This is a genomic window from Anaerolineales bacterium, from assembly GCA_019637805.1.
Taxonomy (GTDB): domain Bacteria; phylum Chloroflexota; class Anaerolineae; order Anaerolineales; family UBA11579; genus JAMCZK01.
In genome coordinates this window covers 1,021,877-1,047,890 of the sequence record JAHBVB010000001.1, presented here as the reverse complement: position 1 = coordinate 1,047,890, position 26,014 = coordinate 1,021,877, and the positions used below count along the sequence as shown (strand labels likewise).

Genomic DNA, 26,014 nt, shown 5'->3' with positions numbered 1-26,014 from the left:
CGCCGGAGGTCGGCGAGTGTTTTTTAATCGCAAGACTTTCTATGCCAGTGAGTGTTACTCCTTCTAGTAGGAACGTTATGAGAACATGAGCAATCCGAAAGAAATCCTGATCGCAGCCCCGTTCAGCCCTGAGCAGATGGACGAGCTGCGCCAGATGGCGCCTGACTACCAGGTGCGCAACCTGCCCAAGAGCGACAATCAGTCCATCCCGGAAGGCACCTGGGAGCATGCCGAGGTGCTGTATGCCACCCGCGCCCTGCCCACGCCGGAGCAGGCGCCCAAGCTGAAGTGGATCCAGTTCCATGTGGCCGGGATTGACGCTTACTTGGACGCGCCGATCATGGCCAAGGAAGGCCTGCAGGTCACCACGCTGAGCGGGGCCAACTCGCCCCAAGTGGCAGAGCATGCGCTGACCTTGCTGCTGGCCCTGGGCCACCGCGTGCCGGAAATGCTGGCAGACCAGGGTCGCAGCCACTGGTCTGCAGAACGGTTGACGCGCTTTGTGCCCAGCGAGCTGGCGGGCAGCACCGTGGGCATTGTGGGGTATGGCTCCGTGGGCCAGCGGCTGGCGCAGCTGCTGCAGCCTTTTGGCTGCACGCTGCTGGCCAGTCGCCGCGACCTGTTGAACGTAGACAAGGCCGACTACCAGGCCCAGGGCGCGGGCGACCCACACGGAGAATTGCTGCGACGCCTGTATCCCGGCAAGGCGATCCGCAGCTTATTGAAGGAATGCGACTTCGTGGTGGTGACTGTGCCGCTGACCCCCGAGACGCGCGGCCTGCTCGGCGCCAGGCAGCTGGAAGCGATGAAGCCCGGCGCGTTCCTGGTAGATGTGTCGCGCGGCGGCGTGGTGGACCACACGGCCTTGGCGGCCGCGCTGGACAAGGGCCAGTTGGCCGGCGCCGGCCTGGACGTATTCCCCGAAGAGCCCTTGCCAGCCGACAGCCCGCTGTGGGCCATGCCCAACGTGATCGTCTCTCCCCATGTGGCCGGGCTCAGCGCGCACTACACGGCCCGCGCTTTCGAACTCTTCAAGCAAAACTTGCAGCGCTATCTGGCTGGCGAGGAGTTGATCAGCAGCGCAGACCTTGAACGGGGGTATTGATGGCTTCAGAAATCAAGGCGGTGATCTTCGACCTGGGCGGCACCCTGATCTATAGCGATGAGGTCTGGCCGGACCTGATGCAAACGGCCATGCGGGAATTGCTTAGCTATTTGCAAGACCAGGGCCTGCCTTTAAAGGAAGATGGCTTTCTGAAAGAATTCCACGCCCGTTTGCAAGACTATTACGTCCAACGCGATGCGGAATTTGTGGAGTACACCACCGCGCATGTTTTGCGCACCTTGCTGGCGGATATGGAGCAACCGGCCCTGACTGAGGAGCAAATGAATACCGCGCTGCGCCAGTTGTATGCCGTCTCTCAGGCGCATTGGCAGCCCGAAGAAGATGCCCTGCCCACGCTCGATCAGCTGCAGGCCGCCGGCTACCGCATGGCCATTATCTCCAACGCCAGCGACGACGCCGATGTGCAAACCCTGGTGGACAAGGCTGGCCTGCGCGGTTATATGGACTTCGTGCTGAGCTCGGCGGCTTGCGGCATCCGCAAGCCTAACCCGCTGATCTTCCAGACCGGGCTGGACGAATGGGGCTTGGCCCCCGCCCAGGTGGCCATGGTGGGCGACACGCTGGGCGCCGACATTCTGGGAGCGCGCAATGCCGGCTTGTACAGCATCTGGATCACGCGGCGGGCCGACAAAGCGGCCAACCGCGACCACGACGAGACCATCCAGCCGGATGCGGTGATCGCCACGTTGGCTGAACTGCCTGGGCTGCTAAGCAACCGCTAACTCCCCGCTCGGGCCTGCTTAAAACCGAGGATATGCGCCTCTTAGGGTCTTTTAGGGCGCTTAGATTAACAAATTTCAGGGATTCCGGGAATCTATGGCATAATTCCGCGAATTAAGCCCTATAATGCTCATACTATGAAGACCGCATCGTGTTACGGTGCGGTTCTGGTTGGTCTGGATTTTGACACTTTAAACAGATGACCAGCAAGAGCGTTAGATTTCCGAGGAGGTGATTTGCCGCAAGGAACATGTGACACAGATCTACCCCGACTATCCCACTTTCAAAGTTTACGGAGGAGAAAATATGTACCGTAATCGCATTTTGGCGCTGTTCAGTGGCCTGATTATCCTCAGCCTGCTGTTGGGCGCCTGCGCGGCTCCTGCTCCGGCAGCGACCGAGGTTGCCACTGGAGATGATGTTGCAACCGAAGAAGCGACCGAAGAGGCCGCCCCCCAGACCACCCGCCGTGGTGGCTGGCTGGATGAGATCGGCATGAAGGTTGTTGGTGGCGACTCCGCGATCACCCAGATCGCGGCTGGCGACATCGACATCTACACGTCGAACCTGTCCCGCCCCCAGGACGTTCAGGCTGCTGACGCCGCTGGCTTGGAGCGCTCGTTCCAGTATGGTATCTACTACGAGATCACCTTCAATCCCGCGGAGTTCTCGACCGGCGTCTACAACCCCTTCACCAACCAGGCCATCCGCAAGGCCATGAACAACCTGATTGACCGCGACTACATCAACCAGGAAGTTTATGGCGGCTTGGGCACGCCGAAGTTCTTCTCGTTCGTGTCCGCCTTCCCGGATTATGCCCGCCACGTGGACGTGATCCGTGGTCTGGAAGCTGACTTGGCTTACGACCCGGCCCGCGCCGAGGCGGAAATCTCCGCTGCGCTGGAAGCTGATGGCGCTGAGCTGGTCAATGGTGTGTGGAGCCACAGTGGCGCCCCGCTGAACCTGATCTTCCTGATCCGCAGCGATGCCGACGGCACCCGCGTGCCGGTGGGTGACTATGTCGCCAACCAGCTCGAGTCGATCGGTTTCGAAGTGACCCGCCAGTACGGCACCTCCTCGGAGTTGGCCGCCCTGTGGGTGAGCGGTAACGCCGCTGACGGCCTGTGGCACATGTACACTGGTGCCTGGGGCGTGGGTGGTATTACCCGCGACGATGCTGGTGACTTCCAGTTCTTTGATTCTCCGGACAGCGCCTACGGCTTCACCACCCTGTGGCAGTCGTTTGGCACCCACATCGATCCTGCGTATCAGGCCCTGGCGAACGACCTGGCCAATGCCGCTTACTCCAACCTGGATGAGCGCAAGGAAATGGTGGGCCGCGCCCTGCAGTACTCTGCTGAGCACGCTTTCCATGTCTGGTTGATCGACGGTCAGGCCTTCAGCCCCTGGCAGCCGAACGTCTCCGTGGCGTTCGACTTGGCCGCTGGCGTGGACATCAACCCGCTGACCACCTTCACCCTGCGCTTCGATGATCGCGAAGGCGGCACCCTGCAGTGGGGTACCCCTGACCTGTTCGTCGAACCCGCCAACCCGATTGGTGGTAGCAACTGGACCTACGACAACCAATGGCAGCTGCTGACGCGTGACTCCGCTGTGTTGCTGAACCCGCACACCGGTATCCCGCTGCCGCAGCGCATTGCTGGCGCTGAGGTCTACGTTCAGGAAGGTCTGCCCATCGGCACCACCTATGACTGGGTCGACCTGAGCTTCGTGGATGGCAATGAAGTCCCGGCTGAGGCCTGGATCGATTGGGATCCCGTTGCTGAAACCTTCATCACCGTGGGCGAGGCTTACCCCGACGGTCTGACCTCCCTGGTCAAGACTGTGGTGACCTACCCCTCCGAACTGTATGACCGCACTTGGCACGATGGCAGCCCGATGACCGTGGCTGACTTCATCATGCCGGCGATCATGACCTTTGCCACCGGCACCGAAGGCAGCAGCATCTACGATGAAGCTGCCGCTGGCGGCCTGGCTGCCTTCAAGGGCGGCTTCAAGGGTTGGAACATCACCTCCACCGATCCTCTGACGATCGAGTACTACACCGATGTGTGGACTCAGGATGCTGAGTTGATCGCTGGCGCTGGCGCTGCCACCCTGTGGCCGGAATACGGCTACGGCAATGCTGGTTGGCACGCGATTGCCGCTGCCAACCTGGCTGAGGCCGCTGGCGACCTGGCCTACACGCCTGACAAGGCTGTGGTTCAGGAAACCGAGCAGACCAACTTTGTGGGTGGTCCTAGCCTGGAAGTTCTGGCTACCTACCTGCAGCAGGCTGCTGACGAAGGTCACGTGCCTTTCGCTGCCGTCTTGGGTGATTACATCACCGCTGACGAAGCGAGCGCCCGCTACAACAACCTGCTCGGCTTCTACGCCGACCATGGTCACGTGTGGGTGGGTGTCGGTCCGTACATCCTGGATCAGGCCTTCTTGGTAGAGAAGACCGCCGTCTTGGTGCACAACGCCGACTACACTGACCTGGCTGACAAATGGTCCTCCTTCGCTGCGCCGAAGGTTGCCACCGCTGAGATCGATGGTTCTGCCCGCGTGACCGTGGGTGAGGAAGCCACCTTCGATGTGTTGGTCTCCTTCGCTGGCGATGCGTACCCGGCCGATGAGATCACCAGCGTCAGCTACTTGCTGTACGACGCTGAGGGCACTCTGGTTGAGACTGGCGAAGCTACTCCGGTTGCTGATGGTCATTACACCGTCACCCTGAGCAGCGCCTCCACCTCCGCCCTGGGCGCTGGCTCCAACAAGCTGGAAGTTGCTGTTGTGGTCATCCCGGTCAGCATCCCGGCCTTTGCCACCTTCGACTTCGTGACCGAGTAACTCACGAACTAGAAGCGTAAAAGCCAAACAAAGAGGCAGGGCGAACGCCCTGCCTCTTTTGTTTATCCAGCCAGATCATTTCTCATTGTGCAAATGTTGTTTTTTGGTATGATTGATTATCTGCCCCCTTACCACGGAGCAAGGAGAGATCTCTATGAGCGTTGATGTGACAAGCCTCGAGGCTCAGCCAGGCGCACCTCAAGAACAAGTAACAAAGAAGGGGTCTGGCCGAGCAAGCACTCTGGTACGCGTTACCAAGTACACCGCAGTTAAGACGGTAACGTTGTTTATTAGTGTGGTTATTGCTGTATATCTAACGATACTTATTGCGAATATGGGTGGCTATGTTGACCAGATCGTGCGTGGTCAGATTCGCGAGTTCATTGGCCAGCAGTTGCGTGCCAATCAAGAATACCAATTGATGGACCCCGCAGAAAAGAACGCTTTCTTCCTGAGCCAAGTGGAGCGCGCCGAAAAACGCTATGGTCTGGACCGCCCCTTTGCCGTGCGCAGCCTGGCATTCCTATGGAATGCCATCCGGATGGATTTCGGCACGGCACAGCTGATGTCAAGCGATACCGGCTCCCGGCAGGTGAGTTTGATCATTCTAGACCGGCTTGGGCCTACTTTGCTCCTGCTGGGGGCATCCAACCTGATACTTTTCTTCGCAAGTATTGGCGTGGCCCTGGCGCTCTCAAGATCTTATGGCAATATCTGGGACAAGCTGATCATCGCTTTCTCACCCACATCTTCTGCGCCATCCTGGTTCTACGGGCTTTTCCTCATTCTGCTTTTCGCGGCTGTGCTCAAGTGGTTGCCGTTCGGCGGCATGATCGATTCGCCGCCGCCGCGTGATCAGTTGGGGTATGCGCTGAATGTGGCCAAGCACTTGATCCTGCCGACTGCGGCGATCATTACCAGTTCCATTTTTATCAGTATTTACAATTGGCGCACCTTCTTCCTGATCTACTCCAGTGAAGACTACGTGGAAATGGCCAAAGCAAAAGGCCTCGGCGATCGAGACATCCAAAACCGCTACATCCTGCGGCCGACTTTGCCGACGATCATCACCAGCTTTGCCTTGCTAGTGATCTCGCTCTGGACCGGTTTGATCCTGACCGAGGGCGTATTCCAGTGGCCCGGTTTGGGGCGCACATACATCACCGCCATCGGTCTGTACGACACGCCAGTGATCGTAGCGATTACGATCATTTACGCTTACTTACTGGCGCTGACCGTATTCTTGCTGGATTTTGTGTACGCCCTGGTAGACCCTCGGGTCAAAATCGGCGATTAAAAAAAGACAAACAAGGTAAGGTGCCTATTCCATGGAAGGTTTACGCAACGGTTTTAAACAGCTGATCAAATACCCCTCAGCGCTGATCGGGCTGATCTTGATCGCGCTGCTAGTGATTACTTCGATCTTGACGGTAATTTTCATTCCGCGGAACGAAGCGATACGTTTGTGGCGCGGCGGCGAGGCGATCTGGGGACAGAACCCCAAGACGGCCCCGCCTGCCTGGACAAACATCTTTCGCTCCAAGAAGTTGCCGGAAACCATTATTCTTAACCCCAGCAGCCCGGGTACTGATGTGCAGCTTTCCGAGCGTGCTCCGGGCGAGGCCTTGTTGGTGACCTACATCTTTGACTACACAGCTGATGAGGCGCCACAGGATATTGTCTTCAGCTTCACCGCAACCTTTAAGAGCCGCAATCCTTTTGTGAGCATTTTCTGGATCACCCCGGATGGCCGGGAAATCCGCCTGATCGAACAAGGCATCAACTACAACACCACCTATCGGGTGGTGCAGGACACCAAGCTCCAGCGGCGCCTAAATGGGTTGAGCCCGGAGATCGGCCTCTTCGATAACCCTGAGACCGAAGCGGTCGATGTACTCAAAGGCACCTACCAAATTGTGATCGACGGCATCAGCTTTGAAGAAGGCTCACAGATCATCAAATCTGACGTGGTTCTGCACGGCAAGGTACACGGTCTATTCGGCACGGATAACCAGCGCCGCGACCTGACCATCGCCATCTTATGGGGCACCCCCATCGCTTTGGCCTTCGGTCTGGTGGCTTCTTTCGGAACGTCGGTGCTGTCGATGATCTTCGCCGCCATCGGCGTGTGGTTCGGCGGCTGGGTGGATGAATTGATCCAACGCATCACTGAGATCAGTATCAACCTACCCTTGCTCAGCATCCTGATCATGATCGGTACGTTCTATTCACGCAGTATTTGGGTGATCCTGGTCGTTACGGTGGCACTCAACATTTTTAGTGGTGAGATCAAGAGCTACCGGGCCATCTTCCTGCAGGTCAAAGAATCGCCTTACATTGAGGCGGCCAAGTCTTATGGCGCCAGCAGCGGCCGCATCATCTTCAGCTACATGATCCCGCGTGTCACCCCCCTGCTGATCCCCGGATTGGTGCTGGGTGTGCCTACCTTCGTGTTCCTGGAAGCCACTCTGGCGGCCCTGAACCTGGGCGACCCGGTGCTGCCCACCTGGGGCAAGGTGATCTATGATGCCTGGCAAACGGGTGGCGCGGTGTATAACGGCTTTTACTACTGGATCCTGGAACCCGCGGTCCTGCTGATCGTGACTGGCCTGGCCTTTGCGATGGTAGGTTTTGCGATGGACCGGGTCTTCAACCCCCGCCTGCGGGATATTTAATCCTTTCACTAAGAAAGAACGTTATCGCTCATGAAGAACGACGTACTACTCGATGTAGAGAACTTGAAGCTGTCTTTCCGTACCTCCAAAGGGGTGGTGCAAGCCGTGGATGGTGTCGATTTCCAGATGCCGTCCAACCAGGCCGTAGTGGTCATCGGCGAATCCGGCTGCGGGAAAACATCTTTTGCTAAGGCTTTGCTGCGCCTGATCCCACGCAATATCCATGAATACAGCGGGCATGTCCGCCTGAACGGGCAGGACACGATGGCTTTGGACGACGAAGCTTTCCGCGAAGATGTACGCTGGGTCAAGATCTCCATGGTGCCGCAAGCAGCCATGAACTCGCTGAACCCGGTGCTGAAGGTGGGCGACCAGGTAGCGGAACCATTGATCATCCACATGGGCATGAGCCTGAAAAACGCCTTGGAGACCGCCAAAGAGATGTTCAAGAAGGTGGGCGTCCCCGTGGATTTTCTGGACCGCTACGCCTTCGAGTTGAGCGGCGGTATGCGCCAACGCGTGGCGATCGCCATGGCACTGGTAACCAACCCACAGCTGGTGGTGCTGGACGAGCCCACCTCTGCGCTGGACTTGCTGACCCAGGCCAACATCATGAACCTGCTGAAGCGCGTCAAAAAAGAAACAGATGCCAGCTTCATTCTAATCACCCACGACATTGCCACGTCCAGCGAGCTGGCCGACCGCGTGGTAGTGATGTACGCCGGGCAAATCGTAGAAGATGCCGATGCCCGGCGCTTCTTCGAAGATCCGCTGCACCCTTACTCACAAAAGCTGATGGCCAGCGTGCCGCGCTTGCGCGCCACGGTGGAACCGGAATACATCACCGGGCAGCCCCCCAGCCTGATCAACCCGCCCACGGGCTGCCGCTTTGCCGCCCGCTGTGCGCACCGTTTTGACAAATGTGATCAAGACCCGCCGCTCTTTGAGCAAGAGGGCCGTAAAGTAAAATGCTGGTTGTACGAACCTGGTCGCAAGGAGCGCAAAAAGTAATGGCAACAAAGACAAAGAAGGCGGCCCAGGCCGCCAGCCCGAATGGCAAAGCCAGCGAGACCTTGCTTTCCATCAAAGATCTGCGTGTTTGGTTTGAACTGCGCCGCTTCGGCTTTGGCAACGCCGGTTATGTGCGCGCGGTGGATAACGTGTCTTTTGACTTGCACCAGGGTGAGGCGATCGCCATTGTGGGCGAAAGTGGTTGCGGTAAATCCAGCCTGATGAAAACCATTCTTGGCATCAATAAGCCCACTGAAGGTTCAATCGTTTTCGAAGGTCGTGATATCAGCAAGTTCAACCGTGAAGACCTGTCCTGGTACAGCGCCCAGGTGGGCTATGTACAGCAGGACCCCTTTGGTTCGCTGCCGCCTTTCATGACCATCGAGCGCATTTTGGAAGAGCCGCTGATCATTCACGGCGTGAATGACAAAGAAGAGCGCATGCGCCGCATTTACAAAGTGATGGAGGAGGTGAAACTGACGCCCCAGGCGGAGGTGTTGCCAAAGTTCCCCCATCAGATCAGCGGCGGCCAGGCGCAGCGCGTGGTAATTGCGCGGGCGATGATCCTGGAGCCCAAGTTGATCGTGGCCGACGAGCCGGTCTCGATGCTGGACGCTTCTGTACGCGTGGAGATCCTGAAACTGCTGCGCGGCCTGCAAGAGAGCCACAACCTGGCCGTGATCTACATCACGCATGACTTGTCGACCGTGCGCTACTTCTCTGAGCGCATCTTCGTGATGTATGCCGGCCAGCTGATCGAAAAAGCCAAGATGGAGGCGCTGCTGAAGAATGCCCGCCATCCCTATACCCAAGCGCTGTTAGCGGCCACCTCCGACCCGGATGCCGACAATGCCCTGCATTACAAAGATGTGCCCCCTGGCGAGCCCCCCAGCCTGGTGAAACCCCCAACCGGCTGCCGCTTCCACCCCCGCTGCCCTCACTTTATGGAAGGGCTGTGTGATGTGGAGGAGCCGCCAGAGACCCAACCCGAGAGCAATTACTTAACCTTGTGCTGGTTGTATGATCCAGAGCTTGAGGTAAAACTTGCTGCAGTTAAGCGCTAAGCAATATTTGGTCTACGGCTTTCTGATGGTCCTGTTTGGGTTCGTCATGCCTTATATGTTCGTCCTGGGCATAGTCAAGATCAACTTCTTCTTAGCTTTCTTAGCCTACGGCACTTCGCTGGTTGGGATGCTTTTTGGCATCATCGGCATCGCCATGATCGGTGTACAGCGGATCAAGAAACGAAAAGAAGAAGACTATTACGAAGACCGCGAGCGATCGTGAATAAAAAAACGGGCCGATGGCCCGTTTTTTTATTCCTTGGCGCCCTGGCGCAGAAGTTTATAAGACTCGTAGCGGGCGGGATGCAGGTCACCTACCTCTACAGCCGCGCGCACTGCACAGCCGGGTTCATCAAAATGATGGCAGCTGCGATATTGACAGTCATGAATCATGGCGCGCAATTCAGGGAAATAGCCGTCCAGTTCCTCAGGTTCAATGTCCCAAAGCGCCAACGCCTTCAGACCCGGCGTGTCGGCGACATAGCCGCCGGCGGCCAGCTTGAACAGCCGGCGTTCCACGGTGGTGTGCTTGCCCTTGCCCGAGCTTTGCTGCACTTCGCCCACGCGCAGGTCCAGGCCCGGTTCGACCAGGTTCATCAGGCTGGATTTGCCTACGCCGGAAGGCCCGGCCAACACAGACAGTTTGCCATGCAACAACTGGCGCAGTTCCTCCACACCCTGCCCAGTGACCGCCGAAGCATAAATGAGGCCATAACCCAGACCGGCGTAATGGCCAAACTGCTCTTCGGCCGCCGCCTGGCCGACCACATCGACCTTGTTGGCCACCACTGTGGCGGGGATCTGCTGGGCTTCGGCCACCACCAGAAAACGATCGAGCATGCGCAGCCGAGGTTCCGGGTTGGCGCAGGCGAAGACGAATAGGGCCTGGTCTGGGTTGGCGACGATGACCTGCTCATAGAGCCCGTTGGGGCGCGGGTCCTGGCGCACCAGCGCCCGGCTGCGCGGTTCCACCGACTCGATCATCGCCTCCACGCCCCCGCCGGGGTGCGAGACCTCCACACGGTCGCCCAAGGCGACGATGTCGCCCGTGGCGCGGCCCTTTTTGAGGCGGCCGCGCAACCGGGCGACAATATGTCCGTGGTCGGTCTCTACTGTGTAGAAACCCGACTGCGAGCTGACGACCAAACCCTGGCTGATGGTCATGCTTATGGCGACGGCGTAATCACTGCGGGGCTGTCTGAGCCGGCAGTTTCCGTAGCCTGCGCCTGCAGGGTTTCGTCGAAGTAGACCGGATCCAAGACGCCGAAGCTGGTCTCCCACGGATACAAGGTGCCCGGACTGCCGAAGAAGTAATAGCTGGCCACGCGGCGCCAGACCGGGGCCGCAAATTCCGAGCCGTCGCCAATGTTCTCGATCAGCACGGCAATCGCAATATCCGGCTGGTTTTGGCGACCGGCATTGGTGTAGCCAATGAACCAGGCATGCGGATCGAGGCCCTGGCCGGCGGTGGCTGTGCCGGTTTTGCCGTGCACAGGAATGCCGAGGCCGGAGAATTGGCGGAAAGCCGTGCCGCGCGGGTTGGAGGTGACCATGCCCATCGCGGTTTGCAGATTGGTCAAGGTGTCTTCGCTGATCGGCAGGCTGCCGCGCGCTTGGGGTTCAAAGCTGAGTAGCGCGGTCCCGTTGGCGTCCACTACACGGTCCACCAGCAGAGGCTGGTAGAGCGTGCCGCCATTGCCCACCGCAGCCGCATAGACCACGGCCTGCAGCGGCGTGATGGTGGTGGTGCCCTGACCAAAGGCCTGCTGCACGGCCTGGTTGCGGCCGGTGTCACCGTCTTCGGTGCTGGGCGCGGACAGAGTGCCGGCCGATTCCGGCACGCCCTGGATGCCGGTCAGGGCGCCCAGGCCAAAGCCGCGCGACATCTCGGTGATGGCATCTTCCTGGCCAGCGTTAAAGAGATCCAGGCCGATCTGGTAGTACCAGGGGTTGCAGGAGCGCATCAGGCCCTGCAGATAGTTGAGCACGCCGTCCGCAGGCAGCTCACGTGCCACCGTCCAGTTGTCCAGCACGATGCCCGAGAGGCCGAACCACTGCTGGGTGCAGTCCAGGGTGTCCTCCGGCGTGTACAGGCCGCTCTCCAGGCCGGCGGCGAAGGTGATGACCTTGAAGATAGAGCCTGGAGGATACTGGCCCTGGGTGGCGCGGTTGAAAAAGCGCTGCTGATTGTCTGGGAAGTAATTGTTCCAGAAGCTGTTGGCGTTGTTGGGATCTGCCCAGTTTTGATTGAAGCCGGGAGAGGAGACCATGGCCAAAATGCGGCCGGTGTCGCGCTCCATGACCACGATGGCGCCGCTAAAATCCTTGATGGCGTCCTGCGCCTGGCGCTGCAGCTGCACGTCGATGGTGGAATAGATCGACGCGGCGGGTTGCGAAGCGGCCTGGGCCAACTGCGTCACCACGGCACCATTGGGATCCAGCACGTAAAGGGTTCCGCCGCGGGTGCCGGACAGGTATTCTTCTCCCCAGGCTTCGAGGCCCATGCGCCCCACCCAATCATGGCTTTGGTAGCCCAGCGGGATGTAGGTGGAGATCTCCTCGGCCGGGATGGCGCCGTAAAAGCCCACGGTTTGCGGGGCTGCGGCGCCATTGAAGTACAGGCGGGTGTTGTATTCGAAATAGTAGATCCCACTGAGGCCTTCCCAGCTGCCGGCACGCGCCTGAAATTCCTCGCGTGAGACCTCAGCGATGGGCACGTAATAGGGCTCCTCGCCCTCTTCAGGGAAGAGCAGCGCGCTGACTTCGGCGGCTGGGCGCTGGCCGACGCGGGCCAGTTCAGAGACGACTTGGCTGACATCGTCGTCAGCAATGCTCCAGGGGAAGGCGCCTACTGCCACGGCGGTCGTATTGGCGGCGATGGGCTCGCCGTCACGGTCGTAGATGATGCCGCGGGTCGGCACGCTGCGTTCCAGGCTGAGTGTGTTGCCGCCGGCCAGCTCGGGCAGAATGATGCGGTCATCCCACACCACCAGCCAGCGGTCGCCTTCCAACTCCAGGTCCATCTGCGTGTCGCGGGTGATGGCGCCGACCACCGCCGAATTGAGCGTTACGCGGTAGCCCACCTGGGCCGTACGCGGGTGGGTCAGCAGCTGCAAAATCTCGTAATGCACGCCGAATAAGTTGGTTTGGGTGGCGACCATGGCATAACGCGCCAGGAAATCTTCTTCGCTGACCGCCGCGCGGCTGGCCGGGGTCAGCATTTGATACATGGCGGCGTAATCGCCTTCGTTCCAGGCATCCAGATAGGCGCGCACGGCGCCCTCAGGGTCTGGCGCAGAGGCCACGCTGATCACCGGCGTGGGCAGCTCTTGGGCGCCGGGGCCGCCGCAGGCAACCAGCAGTAAGGTCAAAAGGAGCAGGTATAGGGGTTTCATTGGCGCCATTCCAAAATAGCTTCGCTCACTGGACATTGGTAATCCAGATGAGCCTGGCAAGCCGCAGGCAAGTCCTGCGGCAAAGAGAGGTCGAATTTTTCCATAGTGCGCTTCACGTGGCACAGGGGCAGGCCGACCACATTGGCCCGGCAGCCCTGCAGATCCTCTACCGGGTGGAAGCCCGCATGTTGTATCGCATAAGCCCCGGCCTTGTCCAGAGGGTCTCCCGTGGCGATATAGGCCTCCACCTCAGCCTGCGTGTAATCACGCATCGGTACATTGGTGTCGGCCACATCGCTGTGCAGGTGGCCGTCCACCGTGCGCAGCACAGCGATGCCGCTGAAGACCGAGTGCTGGCGGCCGCGCAGCTCGGCCAGCATCTGGCGCGCTTCTTGCGCATCGGCCGGTTTGCCCAAAATACGCTGGCCCTGGGCCACAGTGGTATCAGCGGCCAAAACGATCACATCCTGCCCGACAAAGCGCTCGGCAACCTTGGCGGCCTTCTCCTCTGCCAGACGTCGCACGTAAGCACGCGGTTCTTCGCCTGGGAGAACGTCTTCATTTATATCGGCGGCGTGGACTTCAAAGGGCTGGCGGGTCAAAGCCAGCAATTCTTTACGGCGCGGGGAGCTGGATGCAAGAATGAGGATTTTGGGCATGAGCAATCCAGCGATTCTAGCATATCCACCTTACAGACGGATGAAGAGCCCCAAAGCCGTTGTAAAATCTGACAACGCAGTCTTCTGATTCGAAAGGCCAGGATGCAAGCACTTAAAGAGCGCATATTAAAAGAGGGCCAAAACCTGGGCAACGGCATCTTGAAGGTGGACGGCTTTATTAACCACCAGGTGGACGCCCAATTGATGGACGCTTGCGGACAGGAATTTGCCCGCCTGTTTGGCTCGATAGGCGCCAGCAAAGTGCTGACCGCCGAGATCTCCGGGATTGCCCCGGCGCTGACCACCGCCCAGCACTTGGGCATCCCGGTGGTCTATGCCCGCAAGCACAAGCCGATCACCATGCCAGACCAGGTGTTCCTGACCCTGGCGCCCTCGCACACCAAAGGCCGCACGGTGGAGCTGATCGTCTCGCCGGAATACCTGGCCAGCGGGGAGCGGGTGCTGATCATTGACGACTTCCTGGCCTCGGGCAGCACGATCCTGGGCCTGGCGCGCCTGGCGCAGACCGCCGGGGCCCAGATCGTGGGCGTGGGCGCCCTGGTGGAAAAGACCTTTGAAGGCGGCCGCCAGGTGCTGCAAAGCCTGAGCGTGCCGATCCACTCGCTGGCGGCCATCAGCCGCATGGAAGACGAGATCATCGAGTTTGCCGAATGATCGTGATCCTGGATTTCGGTTCACAGACATCGCAGTTGATCGCCCGGCGTTTGCGCGAAGCGCAGGTCTACTGCCAGCTGTTCCCCTGCGATGCGCCGGCGGAAGAGGTGCTGGCCGCGCAGCCTCTGGGTTTTGTCCTCTCCGGCGGGCCAGCTTCGGTGTACGCCCCCGGCGCCCCGCAGCTGCCGGACTACGTGCCGGCCAGCGGCAAGCCCGTGCTGGGCATCTGCTACGGCATGCAGGCGCTGACACATGCGCTGGGCGGCACAGTGGCCGCTTCCGGGCAGCGCGAATACGGCGCAGCCGAGATCCACAGCACGACGGAAAACCCGCTGTTGGATGGCGCGCAACGCGTGTGGATGTCTCACGGAGACCGGATCGAGCAGGCGCCGCCCGGGTTCGTGCCGATCGCCAGCAGCGACAACGCCCCTGTGGCGGCCATGGCCGACCTGCAGCGCAAGCTGTTTGGCGTACAGTTCCACCCCGAGGTGCAGCACACCCCAGGCGGCCAGGAGCTGTTGCGGCGTTTTGCCGTGCAGGTGTGCGCCGCGCCGGCCAACTGGACCCCCGGGGAAATTGTGGAGCAGTCTGTGGCCGCCATCCGCCGGCAGGTCGGCGGGCAGGCTGTGCTGGCCGCCATCAGCGGTGGCGTAGATTCCAGCGTGGCCTCGGCCTTGGTGCACCGCGCGATTGGCGACCAACTGGTCGCCATTTTTGTAGACAATGGCCTGTTGCGCCAGGGGGAACGCCAACAGGTGACCCAGGCGCTGCAAAGCGGCCTGGGGATCGAACTGGTGGTGGTGGACGCCGCCGCACAGTTCCTGGCGGACCTGGCCGGCGTCACAGACCCGGAGGAAAAGCGCCGCCGCATCGGCGAGCGCTTCATCCGTATCTTTGAAGAGCGGGCCAAGACCCTGGGCCAACCGCCCTTCCTGCTGCAAGGCACGATCTATCCGGATGTGATCGAATCGCGCGCGCCGGAGCGCCAGCACGCCGAACGGATCAAGACGCACCACAACGTGGGTGGTCTGCCAGAGGATATGCAGTTCGAGCTGGTGGAGCCGTTGCGCTACCTGTTCAAGGACGAAGTGCGCCAGGTGGGGCTGCAGTTGGGCTTGCCCGACGAATTGGTCTGGCGCCAGCCGTTCCCCGGGCCTGGGCTGGCGGTGCGCTGCCTGGGCGAGGTGACCGCCGAACGCCTGGAGCGCCTGCGCGGGGCGGACGCCATCTTCACCAATGAGCTGCTGGCCGCCGGGCTGCTGGGCGTGGCAGGCGCGGCGCTGGCGCAGGCCTTCGCCGTGCTGCTGCCGGTGTACAGCGTGGGTGTGATGGGCGACCAGCGCACCTACCAGGAATGCGTGGCCTTGCGGGCGGTGAGCAGCCAGGACTACATGACCGCCGACTGGGCCCGGCTGCCGGAGGACCTGCTGGCGCGCGTCTCCAGCCGCATCGTCAACGAGGTGCAGGGCGTAAACCGCGTGGTCTACGACATCAGCAGTAAGCCGCCGGCCACCATCGAGTGGGAGTGATGTGGCGCGGCGTGTTATAAGTAAGCTCAATACAGGGAGGGCATCATGACACTTGGCAACATCATTTCCAAATCTTTTGCAATCGCCTGGAAAGAGAAGGTGCTGTGGCTGTTCGCCGCACTGCCACTTTTGGCTTTGCTTCCCACGCTGTTCTTCTCGTTCCCCTTGCCGACAAACCCGGGGATGCTGTCAGAGCGCGAAGCGGCGGAGATGGTTTCGGTCTTGTTCGCCGCCATCGGGTTGCAATGCATTTTGGGGATTGCCTCTTATCTGCTGTTCCCCTTCAGCATAGGGGGCATCTTGAAGGGCGTGGCCCTTAGCGAGCAAGGGCAATCACTCTCGATTAAAGACGTCTTTCAAAAGACCAAACCATACTACTGGCGGCTGTTGCTGCTGCCCTTGCTACTGACCGGGCTGGGCGTTTTGCTCTATCTGGTGTTTGTATTTTTCCTGGTCTTATTGATCTCCAATGCAGACACATCCACAGCAGCCGGCCTGATGATCATCCCGCTGTTCTGCTTTCTGTGCCTGGGTCTGATCGCGATCATGCTCGCTTCTGTTGTGATGGTGTTTGCCTTTGCGGCGATTGTAGTGGACGACTTGGGGATAGTCGAAGCCTTCACGCAGAGTGCCAAGCTGATCCGCGCCAACCTGGGCGCGGTGATTGGTTTCGTGTTCCTGTTCGTGTTCATTACCATGGGCGCCAGCTTTGTGTTGACCTTGATCCCGCTCTCGGCCCAATTCATCGCATTCGGCTCAATGGACGTGAGCTCGCCGCAAGCGATCATGGACCTCAGCCAGGCCTGGTGGCTGCGTCTGCTTTACCTGCCGCAATACTTGCTCAGCATCCCGCTCAGTGTGTTTTATTACGCCGGTATCCTGCTGCAATATACGGCTCTAAAGCCGGCTGGGGACGCCCCGCGGCCCCCGGCGAAACGCCCCAGCCGAAGCAAAAAGACCGAATAATCCTGCCATCAATCCAAAGGCCGCCGGATGGCGGCCTTTGTGGTTAACTTGGCGAGCGGGCTGTGCTATGCTAGAACCACAATAGCCCTTTGTAACTTTTGTCCAGCAGACTCCGTATTAGTAGATATACACAAGTATTCTTACGGTACTGCCGGAAGCAAGGAGACAACATGGATTTTGGAAGAGTACTAACCCGTTCCTGGGAAATTATTTGGAAGAACAAGGTGCTGTGGCTGTTTGGCATCCTGGCCTCCTGCGCCAGCGGCGGCGGTGGTGGGGGCGGTGGATTTGGAGGCGGTTCCGGCTGGGAGGCTGATACAACCCCAGGCACACTGCCGCCCCAATTCGAGCAGTTCGGCCGCGGTGTGGAGGAGTTCTTCACCAACGGCGGCTGGGTGCTGATCGTGGGGTTGGTCTGCCTGATCGTGCTGATCAGCGTGATCGCCTGGGCCATCGGCATTTTTGGCAAGGTCGGCCTGATCCGCGCCGTGCTGCGCGCCGAAAGCGACCGCCCGATCTCTTTCGGCACCATCGTCGAAGACGCCAAGGTGGAGTGGATGCCTGCTCTGGGCCTCAACCTCTTGCTGGCCCTGATCGCGCTGGGCGGCACCCTGGCGATCGTGGCCATCGGCCTGCCGCTGGGGATTCTGACCCTGGGCATCGGCCTGATCTGCCTGGTATGTCTGGCCGTGCCGCTGGCGATCGCCTTCAACATCTACAGCGAACTGGCCAATGTGGCCCTGGTAAAAGACCGCCAGGGCGTGAGCGCCGCGCTGAGCAAGGCCTGGGAGACGCTGCGCAGCCAGCCCGGACCGGTGATCATGCTGGCGGTGATTCTGTTCATTGTGGGGTTGGTGGCCGGCGTGGTGATCGCTTTGCCGCTGCTGGTGATCTTCATCCCCTTCTTTTTCACCATCTTCAACGACGCCAACACGCTGGGCCAGAGCTTTCTGGTGGCGATTGGCCTGTTCGTACTGATGCTGCCGCTGGTGCTGTTGCTGCAAGGCATCCTGACCAGCTATGTGCAAAGTGCCTGGACGCTGGGCTACCTGGAATTGGACACCCCGGCTGCTCCGCAGATCGTGGAGCCGGCGCCCAAACCGCGCCGTCCGCGCACCCCGAAGGCGGCCGCGTAACTTGAACCCACTGCAATCTCTGCTCCAAATCCCGTGGTTGCTGCGCACCCGCCGCAACCACGGGCTGGAGCATGCCAGCATTCACATCCTGACCGCCCGGCGCAGCCATAGCGGCCTGGCGGGGCATTCGGATGCCGGCGGTTTCTGGCTGATAGGTGAGGTGCAGACCGAAGCGGTGGAAGCCGCCGTGCAGGAAGCCCTGCAGCGTTTCCGCGCCGGCCAAGCCGGGCTGGCGGTGCACCCCAACTGCGGCACCAACCTGGTGACTGCCGCGGCGGTCACCGGCGGCATGGGCAACCTGGCCCTGCGCGGCAGCCAGCGCAACACTTGGGCTCTGCGTCTGCCGCTGGCCCTGCTGGCTAGCGTGCTTGGCCTGCTGCTGGCCCGCCCGCTGGGCGGCTGGCTGCAAAAATACATCACCACCAGCGCCGACATGGGCGACCTGCAAGTCATCAGCATTCGGCGCAGCCAGCGCGGCCGCACCACCCTGCACCGCGTCGAAACCTTCAGTTCATGAGCGCCCCCAGCATCTACCTGTTCCACGGAGAGGACGAGCCGGCGACCAAGGCGGCGGTAGCCGCCTTGGTCGCCGAACTGGGCGACCCTAGCACGGCGGAGATGAACACAGCCCATTTCGAGGGCAGCCTGTCACTGGACGCGCTGACCGGGGCCGCCATGGCGATGCCCTTCCTCAGCGCCCGGCGTGTGGTCAGCGTGCTGGGAGCCGCCAAAACCTTCAACGCCGCCGAGCCGCGTGCCGCCTTCATCCGCTTTCTGGAACAAATTCCCGCCAGCACGGCCTTTGTGATCCAGGAGTTTGCCGCACTGGACGCCAAACATTGGCTGCTGAAGTGGGTGCAGGCTGCCGGCTCACGCGCCCAGGCCCAGTTGTTCGAACTGCCCAAGGGGCCGCAAATGGCGACCTGGCTGCAGCAACGCACCGCCGAACTGGGCGGGACGCTGCAGCCGCAGGCCGCCGCGGCGCTGGTGCAGCTGCTGGGCAGCGACAAGCTGGCGGCCGACGGTGAACTGGCCAAGTTGCTGGCCTATGTGAACTACAGCCGCCCGATCCAGGCGCAGGACGTGCAGCTGCTGTGCCAGCCGATCGGCGAGCAAGGCGACTTCTTCGGCCTGCTCGATTCCCTAGTGGGCGGCAACCCGGCCCAGGCCATGAACCGGCTGGAAACCCTGCTGCAAGAGCGCGACCATATTCTGTTCTTCTTCAGCCTGGTGGGCCATTTTCGGCTGCTGGTGCAAACCCGCCAACTGATGGACACAGGCCTCAAAGCGCCAGAGATCGCCAAGGAGTTGAGCATCCACCCCTTCCGGGCGGAAAAGCTGGCCGGGCAGGCGCGCCGTTTTTCGGCGCGGGCCCTCAAGGCACTTTATCAGCGCTTATTTACACTCGATCAGGAAATGAAGACGGGAAAGATCGAACCCGGCCTGGCGATGGAAACCTTTGTGGCCGCGCTCAGCGTGCCAACGGCTTAACCCGGCCCTCGGGGGCCACCGAACCCAACCAAAGATAATTGGGCAGCAAGGCAGGCTTGGCCTCCACACGCAGGCCGGCAATGCGCCCGCCGGCGGCGGGCAGCAGGCTGGGGTGTACCAGGCACAAACTGGGATCTTGCCCATAGCGGCGGCGATAGCGTTCCGCCGCCCACAGCACCCGGGCCTCCGGACTCATACTGGTGTCTTCGATCAAAAACAATTCGCCGAGTTCCATAATGAACTCCTTCATGGGAGCCAACGAGCGCTCCCATGAAGATGCTATCGGCCCGATATTGGAGAAGTCTAAGAATTGCGCGGCGCAGTTAAGCGCGGGATGAAAGCCGGCGTGCGCGCTTGATAGTCTCGATAGGCTTGGCCAAAGGCTTTTTCCAGCTTGCGCTCTTCAAACCAGGAGCCGATCACGAAGTACAGCGTGATGGCAAAGATCAGCGCCAGGCTGTTGCCGCTCATCCGCGGCAGCAGCCAGAACACCAGCAGGCTACCGGTGTACAGCGGGTGGCGCACATGCGCATACACGCCGCTGGTCACCAAGCCGCCCGGCCCGGCTGGGCCGGCCAGTTGGCTGAGGCCTAGGAAGTCGCCGATGCCGGTTTGGCGCAGCGAGGCGGCCAGCAGCCCCAGCCCGGCCAACTGGCCCAGCAAGCTGAAAGGCAAGGCCCAGACCGGCAGGCGGTACAGCAGGCCGTCCGGCAGCCAGGCGGCCAAGGCCAGCACGGGCAGCAGGCTGACCACGCCGACCATATTGAAGAACAGCCGATAGTAGCGCTGCTCAGCCCCGGCGCCCAAGCGCCGGGTTGCCCAATCTTTGACGCCGGCCCCTGCCAGCAGCGAGTGCAGCACTGCATACAAGCCAAAGGCCAGCAAGATCCACCCGGCGGAGGATCCATTCATGGCAGGGCCAGCTCCCAAACGCGTTCAAACTCGCCTAAGTATTCCGTCGCCAGCAGCGGGCTTTCGATCACCAGCACATTCTCATCATTGCGCCGCTCGGCGCTGTTGCTGAAGTTGTACGAACCGGTCACCACAATGCTCTCGTCGATGATCAGCACTTTGTGATGCATGGCGCCGCGCTCCCCATCCAGGCGCACATCCAAGCCAGCTTCAATGAAGCCATGATATTCGCCGCCCGTGTTGTTGAGGCCCTGCTCCTCGTCCATCACGCCGTAGATCTGCACACCGCGCTGGGCGGCGGTGTGCACCGCAGCGGCCAGATCGTCTGAGGTGAAGGAAAAGGCCATGAAATATAGGCTCTCCTCGGCGGCATTGACCAGAGCCACCAAACGGCGCAGCACGCCGTCCTCCGGGGCAAAGTACGTCTCCACGCGCATCTCGCCAAAATACCACTGCGGATAGGGTGTGTTGGCGGGAGAAAGATCGCCAAAGTCAAAGCCGAGGAACATTTCCTCAAATTCGGTCAGGTAATTCTCGGCCAGCTCGGGCGAAACAATCCGCAGCAGGTTGTTGCGGTTGAAGTAAGCACCGCTGACGTTGTAGTTCATCGACCCGGTCCAGACCTCCTGGCGGTCTATGATGGTGAACTTGTTATGCATAAAATCCTGGTGGCGGTCATCCACCACGGCAATGCCGGCGGCCCGCAGCTCCTGCAGTTCCGTCCTGCGGCGCAGGTTGTCGCTCTCCACCACCAGGCGCACCAGCACGCCGCGCTGGTGGGCGTCCAGCAGGGCGTCGCGCACGCTCCACAAATCCAGGTCGTAGATGGCCATGTCCACGCTGACTTTGGCGGCAGCGATGGCCGCCGCCAAATGCGCATCCGGCCCGCCGCGCACACTCTGGGCGTGAGGGCTTTCCGGATCGCTAAAATACACGCTGATCAGAGGCACCTCGTCGGCGGCAGCCGCCGGCTGAGGCGCGGCGGGCTGGGGACTGCAAGCCAGCAGCAGGGCGAACAAGGCAAAAAGGCAGGTGTAGGTACGCAAGCCAACATTATAATGAGGCCCACTGACAATGGACAACCAGACCTATTCCGTAGAGATCGCCGGGCTGACCCGGGAACTGCCCCTGGTGGAAGTGGCCCCCGGCGTAACGATTGCGCTGCTCAATATCCTGGGCGATACGGCCCTGGTGCGCGCCAGCGCCCAAGCCCTGGCCGAAAAACTGGCGGGCGTGGAGTACGACACGCTGGTCACTGCCGAAGCCAAAAGCATTCCGCTGGCCCATGTGCTGGCTGAAGTGGCCAAAAAGCCGTACGTGGTGCTGCGCAAGAGCTATAAGCTTTACATGGGCGACGCGATACAAGCCGAGACGGTCTCCATCACCACCGGCGCCCCACAGACCTTGTACCTGGACGCCAAGGACCGCGGCCTGGTGAGCGGCAAGCGGGTGGTGTTGGTGGACGATGTGGTCAGCACCGGGTCCACCCAGCAGGGCATGCGGGCGGTGATGGAAAAAGCCGGGGCGCAGATCGCAGCCGAAGCCGCCATCTTCACCGAAGGCGACCAGGCCAGGTGGGCGCACATCATCGCCCTGGGCCATCTGCCCGTCTTTTTGCAAGATTCCTAAGTATCAATTCTTTCCACTTTTCGTTCTGTAATCAGGAGTGAATGCCATGCAAAAGAAATCTATTTTGATGCTTGTTTTGGCCGTATTGGTTGTTGCGCAGATCGCCTGTGGTTTCAACTACAGCTCTGCCAACATTGCCGACGCCTACATGAGCCTGGACAGTGAAGGCACCCAAAGCACCAGCGTGTACAGCGACGAAGCCGTCTTCTATGCGATTGTGGACCTGGCCAACGCACCCGACGGCACAGAAGTGACGGCAGCCTGGATCGCGGCGGACGCGGAGGGTGAAGAGCCTAACCTGCTGATCGACGAAGTCTCCATCACCAGCGGCAGCACGGTGCTGGTCTTCGACCTGGCCAATGAAGTCGGTTTCCTGTGGCCAGCCGGCGCCTATCAGGTGGAGATCTACCTGAACGGCGAACTGGACACCACGCTGAATTTCCAAGTACAATAAGCCCACAGACCAACCCAACAAAAACAGCCGCGTGTGCGCGGCTGTTTTTGTACGAATAGAACGGTCAGGGCTTCAGCTTGTAAAGACCAAAATGTGATATTTCTACCTGAGCATGGTTGCTGATAAGCACAGGAGAAATGCTAACCTCTTGAACGGCCTCAAAACCAGCCGTGGAGATCAATAGTCCATAAGTGCCCCATTCTTCCGGATACACCCAGCCATAACTGTATTCCTCGTCCCTTATACGTAAATACAGCGCACTAATAGCATGCTCGGTTTTCAGTTTAACGTGCAGGTAATACAAAGAATCCGGTTCTAACTCTTGCTGGAACTCTACCGTCCGCCCGTCGTAAAAGAAGAAGTATTTCTGAAAAAGGCCGAAGTGCTCACCCTGCTGGTCACGTTGCTGCACCCAAAGAAAGCTATCTGAATCCAGAAAACCATCATAAGAAAGCAGTTCTGAAAGCAACAATCCGCCAGCGTTTTCCGAGGAATCTTTGGGAAGAGCCTTATCTTGAATCATGTTTGCCATTAAATTTGAGCCAATAGTCAGCTGATCACAATCCACAACAGCCAAAGGAGTTGCCAACCTCTCGGCAAGGCCAGATAAAGCATTACAGTCCAGCGACTCCTCCAGAACCCTGAATGCAATCAGGCGAGGAGTTTCCGGGCGTCCGAAGCTTTGGACTCGAATCCAATTCTCAGGAAGCTGAACCCGAAGCACGTCTTCTTCAGGCAGAATCACCAAGCTACCAGGGAGCGTCTCGGCAAAATCTCCAGGCAGCCGAGTTATTGGCTTGGTGAATCCGCTGGCATATCCTAGGAGTAACCGCTGCCTCTGTGAATCAACTACTATTCCCTCGGCACCCTCTAACCCAAGCCATTGATCTGCAAGCCGCCAGCGAGCAGAAGCGTCGGCATAACTGCGTCCTTGGCTCTGGATGACTAAGAGGAGCGAAAAAATCACACCAAGCACCAATATCACATGGAGTGGGAGATGCAACCAAACAATCTTGTGGTGCGATTGCCATGCAATTACAAATAGGGTCAAAAAGGTCAAGCCACAGCCAATCAGCAAAACCACCGCAAACTGGCCAGTAGTTAACCATTCTGCATTCCCATAATCAGGTATTGCAATTCGAGATAACCCGCCAGTTAGCCAAGCGCAAATAGCCAAGAACGGCAACAACACAATCACCGTCCGCTTCAGCAAATCCCCAATTAGAACAGAGGATAAGTAGCCCGCTACAAGCAAAGCCGGCCCAAGGAATAGCAGGGGGATTAATACTTGAGCGTAGATGAAGATGTCAACGCGGGTCAGGCCACTAATCAGTAGCAAACCCAAAACCCAGGCAAACCAGAAGCGAGAATTCTTGAGCAACTCTTCGACTGTTGCCGGCCTGATCAGCAAAGCAAGGAAGCTGGCGGGTAGAAGCAGATACCACTCCGGCAAAGCCAGGAAACTGCGCACCGCTATGTAACCATCTGCAAACATTAAGAACAGTCCGATGGCAGCGACTGCGAGGCCTTTGAACCAGGGGATAAGTTTTGGTGGCAAGGATTGGGTTTTATGGAGGGCGAGCCAGCCAAGGCCAGCAAGAAGGACGGTCACCAGCCAAGGCCAAGCAGCATGCGCACCGGCAAAAAATGCCTGACTGGGTTGGAATGCCCAGATCAAGCTAGCAAAGAAACCCGCCTTGCGACCAACCAAAAAATAAGTGATACGATAGACTAGAATAATGTTTACTAGCGACATGGCAAACGGAAAAAAGAATGTTGTCCAATCCTTGACCCCAAACAAGAAATAGAGCAAAGCTAGGGGCCCATTAACCAACAATATTCGGCCACCAAATTCGGCACGCAGTTCAGAAAACAGGCTCGCAGGTGAGTGTGTGCCCAAAAGTTCACCCAACCCATTCGCAATTTGCCAGGCACGATATGCATTTTCGACCGTTTCACCATAAGCTACACCTGGCAAAAAAAGCACCCACACAAGCAAAGCAAGAGCTAACACAAGCAGCAAGTCAGAGTATCGTTTAAAAAATTCTCTCATTCTGCATCCAAAGGCCCATAAACACGGAAAAGCAACTGTCTTTCAAAATAATGCTCCGAGATTAGTTGAGCGTCCCGCGGTGGTTGATTATCTGAGTTGAAGAGGAAGAGCAAGCTATTTGAGGGCAATACCAAATTGCTTGTTGAAGTTACCAAACGCAGACGTCCATTAGGGTCAGCAGGAAATTGATTTTCCCAATCCACAGATAAGGCAAAGTCAAAAGAAAATTCTAGCTGCATGTTTGGGTGATCAGTAAAAACAAGACCATCACTTTCAATATCGAAGGCTTGTGCCGCTTCTTGCAAGTTAGCCAACATTGCCAGTCGTGGTGCAAAAAAGCGCCAATCTGAGGGTTGCACCGGGGCCATGGCTCCCAGGTTGATCAGCAATATCAATCCAGCACCGAACCATGGATTAACCAAAGACTGGGTTTTAGATGGCCTCCAAAGAACGGAAACTAGTATTCCTATTAGTGACAAGACTACCGCGGTTTCACTGAATCGGTTGCCTAAAGCTTCTGATCCCGGGTTTGACATGATGATTGCTAACACGATGATAAGTGGTGCCCAGATAAGTATTAGCCTACGAAGCACATCTTCCTGCACAAATCGCGCCAAGTACATCGCAGCCAGAGCGACTAATCCCGGCAACAAATAGATAACATAACGGGCTTCACCCCAATCCCAAAGTGGGTTGTACTTGAAAATATTTGTCTCAAAAGAGCCCCACTCAAAATAAGCAAGGCCAATCAAAACTAAGGCCAACAAATCATTAGCACGTTTCGTTGAGTTTATGAGCAAATGAAAGACAGATATCAGGAAAAGTGGACCGAACAGCAAAAACAAGGGAGTGTACGTAACAATGAATCCACTGCTATGAATATTGGTTTTGCCAATAGTCAACAACATTGAGAAATCCGTGCCGGCCCGAGCTAATTTAATCGGCAATGTGCCAGAAAACAAAATGATTCCGAGTAGCAAAAGAGCAAATGTGAGCAAAAAGCTCTTAAGAAGAAATCGAACTGCTATCCTTCGAGCAAGAAATCGCTGGTAAACCAACTTGGCCATCTGGATGCTGATAAAAATACCAATAGCCAAGGGTGCAGCTATGATGGTTGGCTTTACGTAAAACCCCCAAATTAAACAAACAAGTGCTCCTAAGTTCCAAAACAAACGCTCACGCAATGGAGTGGCGCGATAAGCACGCAAAAAGAAATACATTACACCTGTGTAAAAGAAAGCGGTTGGTGCATCTGGCATTAGATCAGTGGCCAAAAAGATGTCGAGCGGAAATACGGCCCAAAGCATGGCGCCGATAAGCCCAGCTTTGGGTGGCGCATACAAGGTTGCAAGCAGATAAACCAGTACAACCGTGCCAAGAGAGGTTAGGAGCGGAAATGCAGCTGTTGTCAATGGAGATACACCAAAAACCGTATACAGCAGTGCTGTAGGGGCATAAAGGCCAACACGAGAAGTCCCAAAAGACCACACGCCGAAATGCGTTCGTCCCTGAGTTAGCTCAAAGGCCGATTTTGCATAGTAGTAATCATCACCACGAATCTGCCCAGTGAACAAAATCAGTCGTATGGCGAGGCCGACAAGTACTATTAAAAGTAACCAAAAAAATGGAAAGCTAGTTATCTTTTTGATCATTCACCCTCACCATT

The 26,014-nt window shown here is 58.6% G+C and carries 24 protein-coding genes; 16 read left to right on the top strand and 8 right to left on the bottom strand.

What is annotated here, in order from left to right; translation table 11 throughout:
* The first annotated feature begins 85 nt into the window (after positions 1–85).
* From KF885_05100 to KF885_05065, 8 genes are all read left to right on the top strand, one after another.
* A complete protein-coding gene (locus KF885_05100) occupies positions 86–1,105 on the top strand; it encodes a D-2-hydroxyacid dehydrogenase (protein MBX3048533.1) in 1,020 nt (339 codons plus the stop codon).
* Positions 1,105–1,848: an HAD family hydrolase gene (locus KF885_05095; GenBank protein ID MBX3048532.1), complete on the top strand. Its 744-nt coding sequence runs from the start codon at positions 1,105–1,107 to the stop codon at positions 1,846–1,848. The genes KF885_05100 and KF885_05095 overlap by 1 nt, the downstream gene beginning before the upstream one ends.
* Positions 1,849–2,152: 304 nt before the next feature.
* On the top strand, positions 2,153–4,699 hold the full coding sequence (locus KF885_05090; GenBank protein ID MBX3048531.1) for a hypothetical protein: 2,547 nt from the start codon (positions 2,153–2,155) through the stop codon (positions 4,697–4,699).
* Between the two features lie 334 nt (positions 4,700–5,033).
* The gene (locus tag KF885_05085; GenBank protein MBX3048530.1) at positions 5,034–5,996 is read left to right on the top strand and encodes an ABC transporter permease; all 963 of its coding nucleotides are present in this window, start codon (positions 5,034–5,036) and stop codon (positions 5,994–5,996) included.
* A 31-nt stretch (positions 5,997–6,027) separates the two neighbouring features.
* Entirely contained in the window at positions 6,028–7,374 is a 1,347-nt protein-coding gene (locus KF885_05080; protein MBX3048529.1) for an ABC transporter permease, read from the top strand.
* Positions 7,375–7,404: 30 nt separating this feature from the next.
* Positions 7,405–8,385 (top strand): ABC transporter ATP-binding protein, encoded by a 981-nt coding sequence (locus KF885_05075; protein ID MBX3048528.1) that lies wholly within the window; start codon positions 7,405–7,407, stop codon positions 8,383–8,385.
* Positions 8,385–9,449 (top strand): ABC transporter ATP-binding protein, encoded by a 1,065-nt coding sequence (locus KF885_05070; protein ID MBX3048527.1) that lies wholly within the window; start codon positions 8,385–8,387, stop codon positions 9,447–9,449. The genes KF885_05075 and KF885_05070 overlap by 1 nt, the downstream gene beginning before the upstream one ends.
* Entirely contained in the window at positions 9,430–9,672 is a 243-nt protein-coding gene (locus KF885_05065; GenBank protein ID MBX3048526.1) for a hypothetical protein, read from the top strand. The genes KF885_05070 and KF885_05065 overlap by 20 nt, the downstream gene beginning before the upstream one ends.
* Positions 9,673–9,701: 29 nt before the next feature.
* Here KF885_05065 and rsgA read toward each other — a convergent pair whose 3' ends face one another.
* The 3 genes from rsgA to maf are packed head-to-tail and all read right to left on the bottom strand — an operon-like array spanning position 9,702 to position 13,503.
* Positions 9,702–10,613, bottom strand: coding sequence for a ribosome small subunit-dependent GTPase A (rsgA, locus tag KF885_05060; GenBank protein MBX3048525.1), 912 nt, complete (start codon positions 10,611–10,613; stop codon positions 9,702–9,704).
* A gap of 2 nt (positions 10,614–10,615) precedes the next feature.
* A complete protein-coding gene (locus tag KF885_05055; protein ID MBX3048524.1) occupies positions 10,616–12,844 on the bottom strand; it encodes a hypothetical protein in 2,229 nt (742 codons plus the stop codon).
* The gene (gene maf, locus KF885_05050) at positions 12,841–13,503 is read right to left on the bottom strand and encodes a septum formation protein Maf (GenBank protein ID MBX3048523.1); all 663 of its coding nucleotides are present in this window, start codon (positions 13,501–13,503) and stop codon (positions 12,841–12,843) included. Before maf ends, KF885_05055 begins: the two co-directional genes overlap by 4 nt.
* Positions 13,504–13,605: 102 nt before the next feature.
* On the opposite strand from maf, the gene xpt reads away from it, so the two are divergent.
* From xpt to holA, 6 genes are all read left to right on the top strand, one after another.
* Positions 13,606–14,178 (top strand): xanthine phosphoribosyltransferase, encoded by a 573-nt coding sequence (gene xpt / locus KF885_05045; GenBank protein MBX3048522.1) that lies wholly within the window; start codon positions 13,606–13,608, stop codon positions 14,176–14,178.
* Positions 14,175–15,707, top strand: coding sequence for a glutamine-hydrolyzing GMP synthase (guaA, locus tag KF885_05040; GenBank protein MBX3048521.1), 1,533 nt, complete (start codon positions 14,175–14,177; stop codon positions 15,705–15,707). Before xpt ends, guaA begins: the two co-directional genes overlap by 4 nt.
* Positions 15,708–15,752: 45 nt before the next feature.
* Positions 15,753–16,673, top strand: a complete 921-nt coding sequence (locus KF885_05035; protein ID MBX3048520.1) for a hypothetical protein — start codon at positions 15,753–15,755, stop codon at positions 16,671–16,673.
* A 170-nt stretch (positions 16,674–16,843) separates the two neighbouring features.
* Positions 16,844–17,809, top strand: a complete 966-nt coding sequence (locus KF885_05030; protein ID MBX3048519.1) for a hypothetical protein — start codon at positions 16,844–16,846, stop codon at positions 17,807–17,809.
* Between the two features lies 1 nt (position 17,810).
* Complete coding sequence (locus KF885_05025) at positions 17,811–18,326, top strand: hypothetical protein (GenBank protein ID MBX3048518.1); 516 nt, start codon at positions 17,811–17,813, stop codon at positions 18,324–18,326.
* Entirely contained in the window at positions 18,323–19,300 is a 978-nt protein-coding gene (holA, locus tag KF885_05020) for a DNA polymerase III subunit delta (GenBank protein ID MBX3048517.1), read from the top strand. Before KF885_05025 ends, holA begins: the two co-directional genes overlap by 4 nt.
* Here holA and KF885_05015 read toward each other — a convergent pair.
* The 3 genes from KF885_05015 to KF885_05005 all read right to left on the bottom strand — a co-directional run bounded on the left by KF885_05015 (position 19,281) and on the right by KF885_05005 (position 21,258).
* Complete coding sequence (locus tag KF885_05015; protein MBX3048516.1) at positions 19,281–19,535, bottom strand: hypothetical protein; 255 nt, start codon at positions 19,533–19,535, stop codon at positions 19,281–19,283. The genes holA and KF885_05015 overlap by 20 nt on opposite strands.
* Positions 19,536–19,603: 68 nt before the next feature.
* Complete coding sequence (locus KF885_05010) at positions 19,604–20,212, bottom strand: isoprenylcysteine carboxylmethyltransferase family protein (protein ID MBX3048515.1); 609 nt, start codon at positions 20,210–20,212, stop codon at positions 19,604–19,606.
* Positions 20,209–21,258 carry a hypothetical protein gene (locus KF885_05005; GenBank protein MBX3048514.1) on the bottom strand — a complete coding sequence of 350 codons (1,050 nt, stop codon included), beginning with the start codon at positions 21,256–21,258 and terminating at the stop codon, positions 20,209–20,211. Before KF885_05005 ends, KF885_05010 begins: the two co-directional genes overlap by 4 nt.
* Positions 21,259–21,286: 28 nt before the next feature.
* On the opposite strand from KF885_05005, the gene KF885_05000 reads away from it, so the two are divergent.
* On the top strand, positions 21,287–21,841 hold the full coding sequence (locus tag KF885_05000; GenBank protein ID MBX3048513.1) for an adenine phosphoribosyltransferase: 555 nt from the start codon (positions 21,287–21,289) through the stop codon (positions 21,839–21,841).
* Between the two features lie 46 nt (positions 21,842–21,887).
* Positions 21,888–22,295: a hypothetical protein gene (locus KF885_04995; GenBank protein MBX3048512.1), complete on the top strand. Its 408-nt coding sequence runs from the start codon at positions 21,888–21,890 to the stop codon at positions 22,293–22,295.
* Positions 22,296–22,359: 64 nt separating this feature from the next.
* On the opposite strand, the gene KF885_04990 is transcribed toward KF885_04995, so the two are convergent.
* Positions 22,360–24,348 carry a hypothetical protein gene (locus KF885_04990; protein MBX3048511.1) on the bottom strand — a complete coding sequence of 663 codons (1,989 nt, stop codon included), beginning with the start codon at positions 24,346–24,348 and terminating at the stop codon, positions 22,360–22,362.
* Positions 24,345–26,000: a glycosyltransferase family 39 protein gene (locus KF885_04985; GenBank protein MBX3048510.1), complete on the bottom strand. Its 1,656-nt coding sequence runs from the start codon at positions 25,998–26,000 to the stop codon at positions 24,345–24,347. The genes KF885_04990 and KF885_04985 overlap by 4 nt, the downstream gene beginning before the upstream one ends.
* Between the last annotated feature and the right edge of the window lie 14 nt (positions 26,001–26,014).